Source organism: Micromonospora sp. NPDC049497 (assembly GCF_044465805.1).
GTDB lineage: Bacteria > Actinomycetota > Actinomycetes > Mycobacteriales > Micromonosporaceae > Micromonospora.
Genome location: NZ_JBITMC010000003.1, coordinates 395,925 through 410,191, shown reverse-complemented (window position 1 = coordinate 410,191; position 14,267 = coordinate 395,925). Strand labels below are relative to the sequence as shown.

Genomic DNA, 14,267 nt, shown 5'->3' with positions numbered 1-14,267 from the left:
CTCAGCGCTCGCCAGGCGCAGAGGACTGGTCGGTGTCGCCGGATCCCGGGGCGGACGCCCCCGTGGCCCTGGTCGGGCCCGCGGTCGGCGCTTCCGGGCCAGCGGGCGAGCCCTGCCCGGCCGGCGGTGCCTGCTCCTTGGAGGAGGACCCCGCGTCGGGCCCACCGGGGGCGGCGACGGGCTCGGCGGCACCGGTGGTCGGCACCGGGCCGGACGACGCGATCGGCTCGGACACCACGTCCGTCGGGTCCAGCGGCGGCTGCCCGGCCGGCTCGGCGACCGGCAGCGGCACCGCCTCGACGGCACCGGCCACGCCGGCCGCGGGCGCCGGAACCTCGACGACCTCCGAACCACCGAAGAGGCTCGGCAGCGTCGCGCCGTGGGCCGCCCGCAGCTCGTCCAGGCCGATCCGGAACTGGCCGTGCACCTCCAGCGCGCCGCCGGTCGGGTCGGTGACGCCGATCAGCTCGAACGGCACCCCGCGCTCGGCGCAGAGGGCGGTGAACGCCTTCTCCCGACCGCGCGGCACCGACACCAGGACCCGGGCCGACGACTCACTGAACAGGTAGACGAACGGCATCGAACCACCGGCGAACCGCTCCGGCACCGCGATGCGGGCGCCGACACCGCGCCGCAGGCAGGACTCCACCAGGCTCTGCGCGAGGCCACCGTCGGAGAGGTCGTGCGCCGAGCTGAGGTGCCCGACCCGCGCGGCCTCCGCCATCAGGTCACCCAGCGTCTTCTCCCGGGCCAGGTCGACCTGCGGGGGTACGCCGCCGAGGTGCTCGTGGGTCACCCATGCCCACTCGGAGCCGGACAGCTCCACGTGGGTCTCGCCGAGCAGGTAGAGCTGGTCGTGCTCGCCGCCGGGGCGCGGCACGAAGCCCATCGGCACCCGGTCCGCGACGTTGTCGAGCACGCCGAGCACACCCACCACCGGCGTGGGGTGGATGGCCGCCGCACCGGTCTGGTTGTAGAAGCTGACATTGCCGCCGGTCACCGGAATGCCCAGCTCGGCGCAGCCGTCGGCCAGGCCGCGGACGGCCTCGGCGAACTGCCACATCACGCCCGGGTCCTCCGGCGAGCCGAAGTTGAGGCAGTCGGTGACGGCGATCGGCTTCGCGCCGGTCACGGCCACGTTCCGGTACGCCTCGGCCAGCGCCAGCTTGGCGCCGTGGTACGGGTCGAGACGCGCGTACCGGCCGTTGCCGTCCACCGACAGCGCCACGCCGAGCCCGGTCCGCTCGTCGATCCGGATCACGCCGGAGTCCTCCGGCTGGGCGAGCACGGTGTTGCCCAGCACGTAGCGGTCGTACTGCTCGGTGACCCAGGTCTTGTCGCACAGGTTCGGCGACGCGATCATGCGCAGCACGGTCTCCCGCAGCGCGTCCGGGTCGGCCGGGCGGGGCAGCGTCTCGGCGCGGTCGGCCTGGAGCAGGATCAGGTCGGCGGGCTCGCGCATCGGGCGGGCGTACACCGGGCCGTCGTCGACCAGGGAACCCGGCGGGACGTCGACCACGAGCTGGTCCCGCCAGGTGATCAGCAGCCGGCCGGGCTGGCCGTCCTGGGCCGGCGGGGTTACCTCGCCGATCGCGGTGGCCCAGACGCCCCACTTCTCGGCGGTCTTGAGCACCGCCTCCAGCTTCTCCGGCTCGACCACCAGCAGCATCCGCTCCTGGGACTCGCTGGCGAGGATCTCGTGCGGCTCCATGGAGGCCTCGCGCAGCGGCACCCGCTCCAGCCACACCCGCATGCCGGTGCCGGCCGCCGCGGCGGTCTCGGTGAGCGCGCAGGTCAGCCCGGCGCCGCCGAGGTCCTGGATGCCGACCACCAGCTCGGCGTCGTACAGCTCCAGGCATGCCTCGATGAGCAGCTTCTCCATGAACGGGTCGCCCACCTGCACCGACGGGCGGCGCTGCTCGCTGCTCTCGTCGAAGGTGGCGCTGGCGAGCACCGACACACCGCCGATGCCGTCCCGGCCGGTCCGCGCGCCCATCAGCACGACGACGTTGCCGGGACCGGCGGCGGCCTTGTTCTGCAGCCGGCTCACCGGCAGCACCCCGAGGCAGAGCGCGTTGACCAGCGGGTTGCCCTGGTAGCAGGGGTCGAAGACGACCTCACCGCCGATGTTGGGCAGGCCGAGGCAGTTGCCGTAGCCGCCGACGCCGGCGACCACGCCGGGCAGCACCCGGGCGGTGTCCGGGTGGTCGGCGGCGCCGAAGCGCAGGGGGTCCATCACCGCGACCGGGCGGGCGCCCATCGCGAGGATGTCCCGGACGATGCCGCCGACACCGGTCGCCGCGCCCTGGTACGGCTCGACGAAGCTCGGGTGGTTGTGCGACTCGACCTTGAAGGTCACCGCCAGCTCGTCGGAGATCTGCACGACGCCGGCGTTCTCGCCGATGCCGGCGAGCATCCGGTCGCTCGGCGGGGCCTTCTCACTGAACTGGCGCAGGTGCACCTTGCTCGACTTGTAGGAGCAGTGCTCGCTCCACATGATCGAGTACATCGCCAGCTCGGCCTGGGTGGGCCGGCGGCCGAGGACCTGCCGGATCCGGTCGTACTCGTCGTCGCGGAGACCCAGCTCCGCGTACGGCTGCAGCTCGCCCGGGGTGCCACCGGCGCGCGGCACGGTGTCCAGGCCGTCGGCCCAGCCGGCGGGGACCGGCTCGGCGTGCCGGGCCGGCGCGGCCGGCGGCACGGCGGCTGCCGCGCGCGGTGCGGCGGGCTGCGCCGGGGCGGCCGGGAAGGCGTCCGCGCTGTCCCGTACCGGGTCCTGGGTGGTCATGACCTCTCCTCGCTGCGCTCGTGACCGCCCCGGGGGCGGGTGAGCCGACCGATGATGCCGCCGCGCACGGTCACGCCGGCGCCCCCACCAGGTGCTTCAGCACCGAGGTGAAGAAGCCGAGGCCGTCCAGGGAGGGGCCGGTGAGGGCCTCCACCGCGTGCTCGGGGTGCGGCATGATGCCGACCACGTTGCCGGCGGTGTTGGTGATCGCGGCGATGTCGCGCTGCGACCCGTTCGGGTTGCCACCGACGTAGCGGGCGACGACCCGCCCCTCGGCCTCCAACTGGTCCAGGGTCGCGGTGTCGGCGACGTAGCAGCCCTCGCCGTTCTTGACCGGGATGAGGATCTCCTGGCCGGACTGGAAGGCGTTGGTCCACGCGGTGCCGGCCGACTCCACGCGCAGCACCTGGTCCCGGTTACGGAAGTGGAGGTGCTGGTTGCGGGTGAGCGCACCCGGCAGCAGGTGCGCCTCGCAGAGGATCTGGAAGCCGTTGCAGATGCCGAGCACCGGCAGGCCGCCCCGGGCGGCGTCCACGATCGTCTCCATTACGGGGGCGAACCGGGCGATCGCGCCGCAGCGCAGGTAGTCGCCGTAGGAGAAGCCACCCGGGAGGACGACGGCGTCCACCCCGTGCAGCCTCGCGTCGCCGTGCCAGAGACGCACCGGCTCTGCGCCGGCGATCCGGACGGCCCGGGCCGCGTCACCGTCGTCGAGTGAGCCGGGGAAGGTGACGACACCGACCCGGGCGGTCACGAGCGGGCGCCCGCGGTCTCGTCGGCCTCGACCAGGCGGACGGTGAAGTCCTCGATGACCGGGTTGGCGAGCAGCTTGTCGGCGATTTCCCGAGCCCGGTCCAGGTCCGGTTCACCGGTGAACTCGATCTCGATCCGCCTGCCGATCCGAACCGAGGCGACGTCGCTGACGCCGAGCCGGGGCAGCGCGTTTGCGACGGCCTGGCCCTGCGGATCGAGGATCTCGGGCTTGAGCATGACGTCGACGACGACGCGAGGCACTGGGCACTCCTGACTGTGTACGCAGTTGGGTGCCGACCCACAACGGGCGAGCGCAGCCAGCCTACCTGGCAGATACCGTCACGGACGCACCGGCCGGAGGCGGTTCGGACAGTGATCGGCATTGTCGGCGTACGGGGCCGGGGACCGATGCCGGTTCGTTGCGATCCCGATGCGGATCCGTTGTCGTCGCACCCCGTACGCCCGGCTTTGCCGGATCAGCGCAGCGCCGAGAGTGCTGATCGATGTTTCTCGATGGAAACACTTGTGAAGGACGTCTCAGGGGCCCTACCGTACATCGTCAGACGTCTATGAGATGTCTCCGCCGGCGGGCCGACCCCCGCCCACCGGCCGGCACCCCGCCCCGGTGAACCCGGGACGCGCCCCGAGAAGGAGCCCCCCTGCCATGCGCATCCGATCCGTGATCGCGGTCCTCGCCACCGCCCTGGCCGGCGTGCTCGGCGCCAGCTCCGGCGCCGTCGCCGCACCCGTCAGCCCGTACATCATCGGCGGCAACACCGTCTCGTCCGCCCCGTGGGCCGCCGCGGTCTTCAGCAACGGCTCGTTCACCTGCTCCGGCACGATCATCTCGTCCCAGTGGGTGCTGACCGCCCGGCACTGCCTCGGCGGCTCGATGTCCGTCCGGGTCGGCAGCGTCTACCGCTCCTCCGGCGGGGTCACCCGCACCGTGAGCGCCACCTACAGCCGGTACGACCTGGCCCTGATGCGCCTGTCCAGCCCCGTGAGCACCAGCTACGTGACCCTGGCGAGCAGCAACCCGCCGGTCGGGTCGACGAACACCATCTACGGCTGGGGCATGACCTGCTACAGCGGTTGCTCCGCCTCCAGCCAGCTCAAGACCGCGAGTGTCCGGGTGACCAGCACCAGCTACACGGACGCGTACGGCGGGCAGGCCATCCGCAGCACCGAGATCACCGGCAACGCCTGGCGGGGCGACTCGGGCGGCCCGGAGTTCTACAACGGCCGCCAGGTCGGCGTCGCCTCGACCGCCGACGGCTACAGCATCCAGAACTACGGCAGTGTCGCGTACAACAGGGCCTGGATCACCTTGGTGGCCGGTGTCTGACGGTTAGCGCCCTCGGCGGCGCGGATGGTCGGCGGAGCGCCGGCCGTCCGCGCCGCGCGGTTTTTCAGCATCCGATCAGGTGAACAAGGCTCGCGATAGGTGCGCCTCCACCCTGACAGCATCGGAAACGTGCTGGTCGTGACGACGGATCAACTGCCCGGCTACGAGATCCGCCAGATCCTCGGCGAGGTCGTCTCCTCGATGGCCCGGACCCGCAACCCGTACCGCGAGGGGGTGAAGAACCTGCGCGGTGGTGCGTACGACCCGATGGCGCCGGACAACCTCACCCGCTGGCGTACCGACTCGGTGGCCCGGCTCGGCGAGGAGGCCCGCCGCCTCGGCGCGAACGCCGTGGTGGGGATGCGGTTCGACAGCCGCGACTGCGGCGAGATGTGGATGGAGATCTGCGCCTACGGCACGGCGGTCATCGTGGCGCCCAAGGTCCCCGACGTCATGCCGAACGACCAGCCCCTGGTCGCGGCGGAGACCGCCCACGAACCCGCGATCACGGAGGCCCCCGGCGGCATCGCCGAACCCGCGAGCGCCCCCAACCTGGGCTCCGCAGCCGAAACCCCCACCCGCGACTGACCCGCCCACCGGCCCCACCCCGCCCACCCCCTGCACACCCTTGTTGATCAAGGGGTTTGCGCCACAATCGATCTCCACCGTGACGCAAACCCCTTGATCAACAAGCGGAGGGAGGGGTGGTGGGTGGGGGTGGGGGTGGGGGTGGGGGTTACAGGATGGGGGGTGGGGTGTAGGTGGCGGCTTCGGGGTGGGCTTCTACGACCCGGGTGATGCGGCGGGTTAGCGCTTCCACCTGGGAGCCGGCGGCGCCGGTGAAGGTGGTGGGGTCGGCGACCAGCGTGTCGATCTCGCTCCGGGTGAGGCCGAGACGGCCGTCGGCGGCCAGGCGGTCGAAGAGGTCGTTCTCCGCCGCGCCCTTCTCCCGCATCGCCAGCGCCACGGCGACCGCGTGCTCCTTGATCACCTCGTGGGCCACCTCGCGGCCCACGCCCCGCCGGACCGCCGCGACCAGGATCTTCGTCGTGGCGAGGAACGGCAGGAACCGCTCCAGCTCCCGGTTGATCACCGCCGGGTACGCCCCGAACTCGTCGAGCACGGTGAGGAACGTCTGGAAGAGCCCGTCGGCGGCGAAGAACGCGTCCGGCAGGGCGACCCGGCGGACCACCGAGCAGGACACGTCCCCCTCGTTCCACTGGTCGCCGGCCAGCTCGCCGACCATCGACAGGTAGCCCCGGATGATCACCGCGAAGCCGTTCACCCGCTCCGACGACCGGGTGTTCATCTTGTGCGGCATCGCACTGGACCCCACCTGGCCGGGCTTGAAGCCCTCGGTGGCCAACTCCTGGCCGACCATCAGCCGGATCGTGGTGGCCAGCGACGACGGCCCGGCGGCGACCTGGGCCAGCGCGGACAACACGTCGAAGTCGAGCGAGCGCGGGTAGACCTGCCCGACGCTGTCCAGCACCCGGGCGAAGCCGAGGTGCTCGGCGACCCGGCGCTCCAGCTCGGCCACCCTGTCGGCGTCGCCGTCGAAGAGGTCGAGCTGGTCGGCGGCCGTGCCGACCGGGCCCTTGACCCCCCGCAGCGGGTAGCGGCGGATCAGGTCCTCCAGCCGCTCGTACGCGATGAGCAGTTCCTCGGCGGCGGAGGCGAAGCGCTTGCCCAGCGTGGTCGCCTGGGCCGCCACGTTGTGGGAGCGTCCGGTCATGACGAGGCCGGAGTACTCGTGGGCGTGCCGGGCCAGCCGAGCCAGGGTGGCCACCACCCGGTCCCGGATCAGTTCCAGCGAGGCACGGATCTGGAGCTGCTCGACGTTCTCGGTGAGGTCCCGGGAGGTCATCCCCTTGTGCACGTGCTCGTGCCCGGCGAGCGCGCTGAACTCCTCGATGCGGGCCTTCACGTCGTGCCGGGTGACCCGCTCGCGCTCGGCGATCGACGCCAGGTCGACCTGGTCGAGCACCCGCTCGTACGCCTCGACGACCCCGTCGGGGACGGCCACGCCGAGGTCGCGCTGGGCGCGGAGCACGGCGAGCCAGAGTCGCCGTTCCATCCGGACCTTCTCCTCCGGCGACCAGAGGGCGACCAGCTCGGGCGAGGCGTAACGGTTGGCGAGCACGTTGGGGATCGTCGTCACGTACCGCATTCTCCCGTACCCGCCGGCCGTGGTCCCATCGGCATCGCTCGGGCCGGGCGGCGTCACACCTCCGGGACGACGTGCACGGTCCCGCGACACCGCACCGGGGGCCGGGACCTTCGCGCATCCCGGCCCCGAGGCTTCACGGCAGCAGGTTCACCAGGTCGGGATGCGTGGCCAGCTCCACGACCTGTTCCAGCGTCAGTGGTGGAGCAGCCCCACCCTTCGTGTTCTTCGGCCAGACGTCCGCCATCTGCCCGCCCTCCGGCATGTCGGTGGCGGCGCCGGTGTTCGGCCGGTTGTCGAGGACCACCTCGACCATGCCCCGGTCCGGCCGCTGCACGAACGCGGTGTAGGTCACCAGGCCGGACGACCGCGAGACGACGGTGATCACCCGATTGCCGTCCGGACGGGTCGACTCGGCGCACTCGCCGGCGTGTTGGTGCCGAGGGTGGTGGGCCGCCGGCAGGGTGCGGACAGTCGCGCAGCTGAGGGTGGCGCTCACCCGCCGCTGGACGAGGATCTCGCCGTCGCCGGCCATCCCCTCCCGCTGTACGAGGAAGGAGAAGGACATCAGGCCGGTCCCGGTCGGTCCGCCGCGCCCGCCCCTGAACATCCGGAGGAAGATCGTCCCGTCCGCCACCACATCGTCCAGCGCGGCGGCGGCCGCCGCTGACCCCACGCCCATGTCGAAGTCGGCCGGGGGCCCGGAGCCTCGGGACGCCTTCGTCCCGGGTGGCGGCGGAGGTGCGATGGCGAGCGCCGGGTCACGAGCCACGTCCGTCAACTGCGCCATGGACAGCACAGTCTCGCCACCCGACACGGCCAGGAACAAGTACGTGCCGTCCGGACGCAGCACCTCCACCCGCCGGAGCGAGCTGAGCGCCGGCCGGTGCAGGGCGCCGGCCCTGCCGAGATCGGCAACCAGGTGACGTGCCCGGATCTTCTCTCCGGTGGGCCCCTCACTCACGGTGCAGTTCCGGGCGGCCAGGCCGGCGGTGGGGCAGGGCGACGCGTACTCCCAGGCTGTTCGGCCGTCGCGCACCAGTCCGAGGGAGATCCGGCCACCGCGATCCCCGATCCGGAAGCTGGCGTGGCCGAGGTAGGGCACGTCAACACTGACGTGTCCCTTGTCCATCCAGACCGGTCCGCGACTCACCGGCCCACCCCACCCGGTCACCCAGGTGAAGCCGGCCGCCTGCCGCCTCAGCGCCGCCGTCAGGGCGTTGCCGAGCCGTTCACCGTCCTCGTCGGTGCCGGCGATCGTGGTCACTGTCGAGCTCGGTGCCGGGGACGCGGAGGGCAGCGGGGCGAGGGTGATCGCCCCGTCCACTGCGACTGCGACCATCTGGTCCGCCGTGACCGGAAGCCGCGGCTTCCCGTCGGCCGTGTAGGCCCCGACCTCGATGAACGAGCCGTCCGGCCGGATGGCTCGCACATGCATGGTCTCGCCGCTGCTGTGCTCCTTGCCCTTCAGCCGCTCCGGGACCTTCTCGCCCTCGTATGCGTCCTGCACGATCGTGATCTGCTCGCCGCGCGGGCCCGTCCGTTCGACGCACTGCGGGGCGGACCTGCCGTCACACCCGTTGAGCCTTTCCCACATCAAGGCGCCGTCCCGCTCGATCCCCACCGAGACCCTCACCTCACCGGCACCGACCCGGATGCTGCCGTGACCTCGGTACCCCGCGTCGGGAGCGGCGTTCGCCACCGCGCCGCCGGCCTCGGACTGCCAGTTCGGGGTCGTGCCGGAGTCGACCCCGTCGGCCGACCAGACCAGCCGCGGTTCGGCACGGACCAGGGCCGCGACGACGGCGGCGTCGATTCGGTTCAGGTCCTCGGGCGTACCCGGGATGGTGGTCGGTGCCGGGGACACGTCGGTGACGGGTGCCTTCGCATTCGGCGCCACCAGGACGTTGGTGCCGAGTGCCACCGCGAGCACGGCCGCGACGACCGCCGCACCCGCCGCACCCAGGCGGAGCCGCCGGGCGCGGCGCTGCCGCCCGATCACCCGTTCCACGTCGACGGTCGAGGCGGGCAGGTCGCCGATCGCCTCGTCGAACACCTGCTGGTACGTCATGACAGCTCCCCCCGGGTCGTCGATGCCGGAGAGGTCATCAGCAGCCGCAGCGCCTCCAGGCCACGGGCCGCCTGGCTCTTCACCGTGCCGGTGCTGACGCCCAGGATCGCGGCGGTCTGCTCCAGGGACAGGTCGCAGTAGAAGCGGAGGACGACCACCGCGCGGCGACGGGCCGGAAGCTGGCCGAGCAGATCCAGCAGCACCTCCCGGTCGATCAGGGCCGGCTCGGGCAGCTCCACGTCGACCTGGTCGGGCAGCTCGTCGGTGCTGCGCTCCCGGCGCCACGGGCGCCGGCGCTCGTCCAGCCAGGCGTGGGTCAGCACGCCGCGGACGTACGCGTCCACGTTCTCCGCGGCCTTCACCCGGCGCCAGTGCCGATAGAGCTTGCCGATGGTGATGGAAACCAGGTCGTCGGCGGTGTGCCAGTCCCGGCAGAGCAGGTACGCCGTCCGGCGCAGCGAGGCCAGCCGGGCGGCGACGAACTGCCGGTACTCGTCCTCGTCGGCCCGGTTCACCGCGCGGCGCCTCTCGTCGGTTTCATGACCAGGGGACGTAGCGAACTCCCGCCGAGGTTGCTCGGGCCGACGGCGGGTTGTTCGATCGCAGGCCGTGGAGGCTGCCCCGGCCTGCGATCAGCGCTCCAGGATCGCCGTGACGCCCTGCCCGCCGGCGGCGCAGATGGAGATCAGGCCCCGCCCGGAGCCCTTCTCCGCGAGCAGCTTGGCCAGCGTGGCCACGATCCGGCCGCCGGTCGCCGCGAACGGGTGGCCGGCGGCGAGCGAGGATCCGTTGACGTTGAGCCGGTCCCGGTCGATGGAGCCCAGCGGGGCGTCCAGGCCGAGCCGGTCCTTGCAGAACTCCGGCGACTCCCAGGCGGCGAGGGTGGCCAGCACCTGGGAGGCGAACGCCTCGTGGATCTCGTAGTAGTCGAAGTCCTGCAACGTGAGCCCGGCTCGGGCGAGCATCCGGGGCACCGCGTACGCGGGCGCCATCAGCAGGCCCTCGTCGCCGTGCACGAAGTCCACGGCGGCGGCCTCCGACCAGGAGAACCACGCCAGCACCGGCAGGTGGTGCTCACGCGCCCACTCCTCGCTGGCGAGCAGCACGGTGGAGGCCCCGTCGGTCAGCGGCGACGAGTTGCCGGCGGTCATGGTGGCCTGCTCGGCGTCCGGCCCCCTGGTGCCGAACACCGGCTTCAGCGAGCCGAGCTTCTCCAGGCTGGTGTCCGGGCGGAGGTTCGCGTCGCGGGTCAACCCCAGGTAGGGAGTCATCAGGTCGTCGAAGAAACCCCGGTCGTACGCGGCGGCGAGCCGGTGGTGCGACCGCAGCGCCAGCTCGTCCTGGGACTGCCGGTCGATCTGCCAGCGCAGCGCGGTCCGAGCGGCGTGTTCGCCCATGGACAGGCCGGTGCGCGGCTCCGCGTTGCGCGGGACCTCCGGCTTGAACGGCTGCTGCGGACGGAGCTTCGCGGCGATCTTCAGCCGCTCGCCGAGGGTGCGGGCGCTGTTGAGCTTCAGCAGCGTACGGCGCATGTCCTCGTTGACGGCGAGCGGCGCGTCGGAGGTGGTGTCGACCCCACCGGCGATGCCCACCTCGATCTGCCCGAGGGCGATCTTGTTGGCGACCAGGATGGCCGCCTCCAGGCCGGTGCCGCAGGCCTGCTGGATGTCGTACGCGGGGGTGTGCGCGTCGAGCTTCGAGGAGAGCACCACCTCGCGGGTGAGGTTGAAGTCCTTCGCGTGCTTGAGCACCGCCCCGGCGACCACCTCGCCGACCCGCTGCCCGGCCAGGCCGAAGCGGGCGACCAGCCCGTCGAGCGCCGCGCCGAGCATGTCCGCGTTGGAGGCGTCGGCGTAGCGCGAGTTGGAGCGGGCGAAGGGGATGCGGTTGCCCCCGATGACCGCGACCCGTCGGATGTTCTGCACGATCCGCCTCCTCGACAGTGTTTGCCCGCACCTTACTCGCCAGTAGGCTACGCCTATGACCGACAGGTACGCGAGCTTCGTCCAATCGGGGGCCGGCCGCGCGCTGGTCAGGCGCCTCGGGCTGCCCGACCCGCCCCGCCTGCGCCGGCACACCCCCGGCGATCCCCTGCTGACCGGGCCCGTCCTGCTCGGCGCCGCCACCGGCGGTCGCCTCGCCGAGCCGGTCGGCAAGATCCTGACCGCCGCCGGGGTCGAGCTGCGCGATCCCGCCGCCGACGACGACGCCGAGGCGCGCTTCGGAGCCCTGGTGTACGACGCCACCGGCATCACCGACTCCGCACAGCTCCGCCAGCTGTACGACTTCTTCCACCCGCGCGCCCGTTCGGTGCTGCCCAGCGGCCGGGTCGTCGTGCTGGGCACCGCCCCCGCCGACTGCGGCTCCCCGCGGGAGGCGACCGCCCAGCGGGCCCTGGAGGGGCTGACCCGCAGCATCGGCAAGGAGTTCGGCCGGGGCGTCACGGCCCAGCTGGTCTACGTCACCCCGAACGGGGACGCGGGCACCCTCACCAGCGTGGAGGCCACCCTGCGCTTCCTGCTGTCCGGCCGCTCCGCGTACGTCTCGGGGCAGGTGGTCCGGGTCGGCACCGGCCGGGCGGAGCCGCCGGCCGACTGGGACCGCCCGCTGGACGGGCAGGTCGTGCTCGTCACCGGCGCGGCCCGCGGGATCGGCGCCGCCCTGGCCCGGGTGCTCGCCCGCGACGGCGCCCAGGTGATCGCGCTGGACGTGCCGAACGCCGGGGACGAGCTGGCCCGGGTGGTCAACGAGATCGGCGCCTCGGCCGTGCAGCTCGACCTGACCGCGCCGGACGCGCCGACCCGGCTCGCCGAGCACGTGGCGGCCCGGCACGGCCGCGTCGACGTGGTCGTGCACAACGCCGGCATCACCCGCGACAAGACGCTCGGCCGGATGGACGTCGACCGCTGGGACTCGGTGCTCGACATCAACCTCTCCAGCCAGGAGCGGATCAACGACGTGCTGCTGGAGCGGGACCTGATCCCGGCCGGCGGGCGGATCGTGTCGGTGTCCTCGATCGCCGGGATCGCCGGCAACCGGGGCCAGACCAACTACGCCACCAGCAAGGCGGGCGTGATCGGGCTGGTCGAGTCGCTCGCCCCGGTGCTGCGCGACCGGCAGATCAGCGTCAACGCGGTCGCCCCCGGCTTCATCGAGACCCGGCTGACCGCACGCGTGCCCCTGGCCCTGCGCGAGGCGGGCCGCCGGATGAACAGCATGTCCCAGGGCGGCCTGCCGGTGGACGTGGCGGAGGCGATCGGCTGGCTCTCCTGGCCGGCGTCCGGCGCGGTCAGCGGCAACGTCGTACGGGTCTGCGGCCAGAGCCTGCTGGGGGCGTGATGGCGGGCAGCAACGATCCGGCGAAGCGGCGGGCCGACGACCTCTCCGTACACGAGCTGATCGAGGGTCCGACCGAGATCATCTCGACCCACGACCTCGCCGCGTTCCGCCGTGCCCAGGCGGAGCACGACGCGGTCGGCGCGGCGGGTCACGACCTGAGCGTCGAGGCCACCCACGACCTCTCCGCGTACGACGAGGAGGCCACGCACGACCTGGCGGGCCGGCGCGGGCACGGGCTCCGGACCCGCCTCGACCTGCCCGGGATGCCGGCGTCCGGACCGCTGTACCGGCGCGCGCTGCTCGGCGCGGTGCCCGGCTTCGGGGGGCAGCGGGCAGCCGAGCCCCCCTCGGTGGAGCTGGCGACCTCCGGAGTCACCGTCGACCGGGCGCACCTGGCCGACTACGACCGGGTCTGCGGGTTCCGCCTCTCCGACCGGCTGCCGGCGACCTACCCACACATCATGGGCTTCCCGCTGTCGCTGCGGCTGATGACCGCACCGGAGTTCCCGATCGCCCTGACCGCCGTGGTGCACGTGGGCAACAGGATCACCGTGCACCGCCCGATCGGGGCCGACGAGACGATCGACTTCCGCACGTACGCGGAGAACCTGCGCCCGCACGACCGGGGCCGGCAGATCGACGTGGTGCTGGTCGGCTCGGTCGCCGGGGAGGAGGTGTGGCGCGGCGTGTCGACGTACCTCGGCAAGGAGCGCTCACCGGGCGGCGGCGAGCGGCGCGAGAAGAGTGACCGGCCCGCACCGCCGGCCGCCTCGGCCCGGTGGCGGGTCGAGCCCCGCGTCGGCACCGACTACGCCCGCGTCTCCGGCGACCACAACCCCATCCACACCTCCCGGCTGGGGGCCCGACTGCTCGGCTTCCCCCGACCCATCGCACACGGGATGTGGAGCAAGGCCCGCTGCCTGGCGGCGCTGGAGAACCGGCTGCCCGACGCGTACACGGTCGACGTGGCGTTCAAGTTGCCGGTGCCGCTGCCGAGCACGGTGGCGTTCAGCGCGACCCCCGCCTGGGACTTCGCCCTGCACGACTCCCGGGGCCGCCCGCACCTGTCCGGCACGGTGCGCGAGGTGTAAGGAAGGGCCCCCCGCTAACGCCTTTTGTCGAGGAAGGGCCCCTTCTTAACATCGCGGACCGGAGCATGAGGAGCATGGAGTCCACGCTCGACCTGCTCCGACAGACGGTCGCCTCACCGTGGGTGTACCTGCTGATCTTCGGGCTCACCGCGGTCGACGCGTTCTTCCCGATGGTGCCGGGCGAGGCGGCGGTGATCACGGCCTCCGTCCTCGCCACCGGCGGAAACCCCGACCTGGCGGTGGTGATCGCCGCCGCGGCGTTCGGCGCGCTCGCCGGGGACCACGTCTCGTACGCGATCGGTCGCGGCGGTGGCGCGCACCGGCTGGCCCGCCTGCCCGCGGAGAGCCGGCGGCGGGCCGGCTCGGAGTGGGCCCGCCGGGCGGTGGACCGGCGCGGCGGGCTGATCCTGACCACCGCCCGGTACGTCCCCGGCGGCCGGACGGCGGTCACCCTGACCATGGGCGCCGTTCGATATCCCCGGCGGGCCTTCCTGCTCTTCGACACGATCGCGGCCGTGAGCTGGGCGCTCTACTGCGGGCTGCTCGGGTACTTCGGGGGGCTGGCCTTCGAGCGTGACCCGCTGCGGGGCATCCTGGCCGGGGTGGGCCTGTCGGTGGCGTTCACGCTCCTGATCGAGGCGGCCCGCTGGCTGCGCGTCCGCGCGAAGCGCCGGGCCGCCGCCTCGCGTTAAGAGGGGACCCTTCCTCTACCG

Annotated in this window: 11 protein-coding genes and 1 pseudogene; 5 read left to right on the top strand and 7 right to left on the bottom strand. The window is 72.9% G+C overall.

Annotated elements, in window-relative coordinates:
• Position 1: 1 nt before the first annotated feature.
• The 3 genes from purL to purS all read right to left on the bottom strand — a co-directional run bounded on the left by purL (position 2) and on the right by purS (position 3,802).
• The gene (purL, locus tag ACIBR0_RS07495; protein ID WP_396713195.1) at positions 2–2,788 is read right to left on the bottom strand and encodes a phosphoribosylformylglycinamidine synthase subunit PurL; all 2,787 of its coding nucleotides are present in this window, start codon (positions 2,786–2,788) and stop codon (positions 2–4) included.
• A 70-nt stretch (positions 2,789–2,858) separates the two neighbouring features.
• Positions 2,859–3,542 (bottom strand): phosphoribosylformylglycinamidine synthase subunit PurQ, encoded by a 684-nt coding sequence (purQ, locus tag ACIBR0_RS07490; RefSeq protein ID WP_396713193.1) that lies wholly within the window; start codon positions 3,540–3,542, stop codon positions 2,859–2,861.
• Positions 3,539–3,802, bottom strand: coding sequence for a phosphoribosylformylglycinamidine synthase subunit PurS (gene purS, locus ACIBR0_RS07485; protein WP_120779088.1), 264 nt, complete (start codon positions 3,800–3,802; stop codon positions 3,539–3,541). Before purS ends, purQ begins: the two co-directional genes overlap by 4 nt.
• Before the next feature lie 403 nt (positions 3,803–4,205).
• On the opposite strand from purS, the gene ACIBR0_RS07480 reads away from it, so the two are divergent.
• Complete coding sequence (locus tag ACIBR0_RS07480; RefSeq protein WP_396713190.1) at positions 4,206–4,886, top strand: S1 family peptidase; 681 nt, start codon at positions 4,206–4,208, stop codon at positions 4,884–4,886.
• 24 nt (positions 4,887–4,910) lie between these two features.
• Positions 4,911–5,474, top strand: a pseudogene (locus ACIBR0_RS07475) (YbjQ family protein).
• A 148-nt stretch (positions 5,475–5,622) separates the two neighbouring features.
• On the opposite strand, the gene purB reads toward ACIBR0_RS07475, so the two are convergent.
• The 4 genes from purB to ACIBR0_RS07455 all read right to left on the bottom strand — a co-directional run bounded on the left by purB (position 5,623) and on the right by ACIBR0_RS07455 (position 11,049).
• Complete coding sequence (purB, locus tag ACIBR0_RS07470; protein ID WP_396713188.1) at positions 5,623–7,047, bottom strand: adenylosuccinate lyase; 1,425 nt, start codon at positions 7,045–7,047, stop codon at positions 5,623–5,625.
• Positions 7,048–7,189: 142 nt separating this feature from the next.
• Positions 7,190–9,124: a hypothetical protein gene (locus ACIBR0_RS07465; protein ID WP_396713186.1), complete on the bottom strand. Its 1,935-nt coding sequence runs from the start codon at positions 9,122–9,124 to the stop codon at positions 7,190–7,192.
• On the bottom strand, positions 9,121–9,639 hold the full coding sequence (locus tag ACIBR0_RS07460; protein ID WP_396713184.1) for a SigE family RNA polymerase sigma factor: 519 nt from the start codon (positions 9,637–9,639) through the stop codon (positions 9,121–9,123). The genes ACIBR0_RS07465 and ACIBR0_RS07460 overlap by 4 nt, the downstream gene beginning before the upstream one ends.
• A 117-nt stretch (positions 9,640–9,756) precedes the next feature.
• Positions 9,757–11,049, bottom strand: coding sequence for an acetyl-CoA C-acetyltransferase (locus ACIBR0_RS07455; protein WP_396713182.1), 1,293 nt, complete (start codon positions 11,047–11,049; stop codon positions 9,757–9,759).
• A gap of 55 nt (positions 11,050–11,104) precedes the next feature.
• Between ACIBR0_RS07455 and ACIBR0_RS07450 the strand changes: the two genes are divergently transcribed.
• The 3 genes from ACIBR0_RS07450 (at position 11,105) to ACIBR0_RS07440 (ending at position 14,246) form a co-directional block, all read left to right on the top strand.
• A complete protein-coding gene (locus ACIBR0_RS07450; RefSeq protein WP_396713180.1) occupies positions 11,105–12,463 on the top strand; it encodes a 3-oxoacyl-ACP reductase in 1,359 nt (452 codons plus the stop codon).
• 263 nt (positions 12,464–12,726) lie between these two features.
• Complete coding sequence (locus ACIBR0_RS07445) at positions 12,727–13,554, top strand: MaoC/PaaZ C-terminal domain-containing protein (RefSeq protein WP_357030947.1); 828 nt, start codon at positions 12,727–12,729, stop codon at positions 13,552–13,554.
• A gap of 74 nt (positions 13,555–13,628) precedes the next feature.
• Positions 13,629–14,246, top strand: a complete 618-nt coding sequence (locus tag ACIBR0_RS07440; protein WP_396713178.1) for a DedA family protein — start codon at positions 13,629–13,631, stop codon at positions 14,244–14,246.
• The last annotated feature ends 21 nt before the right edge of the window (positions 14,247–14,267 follow it).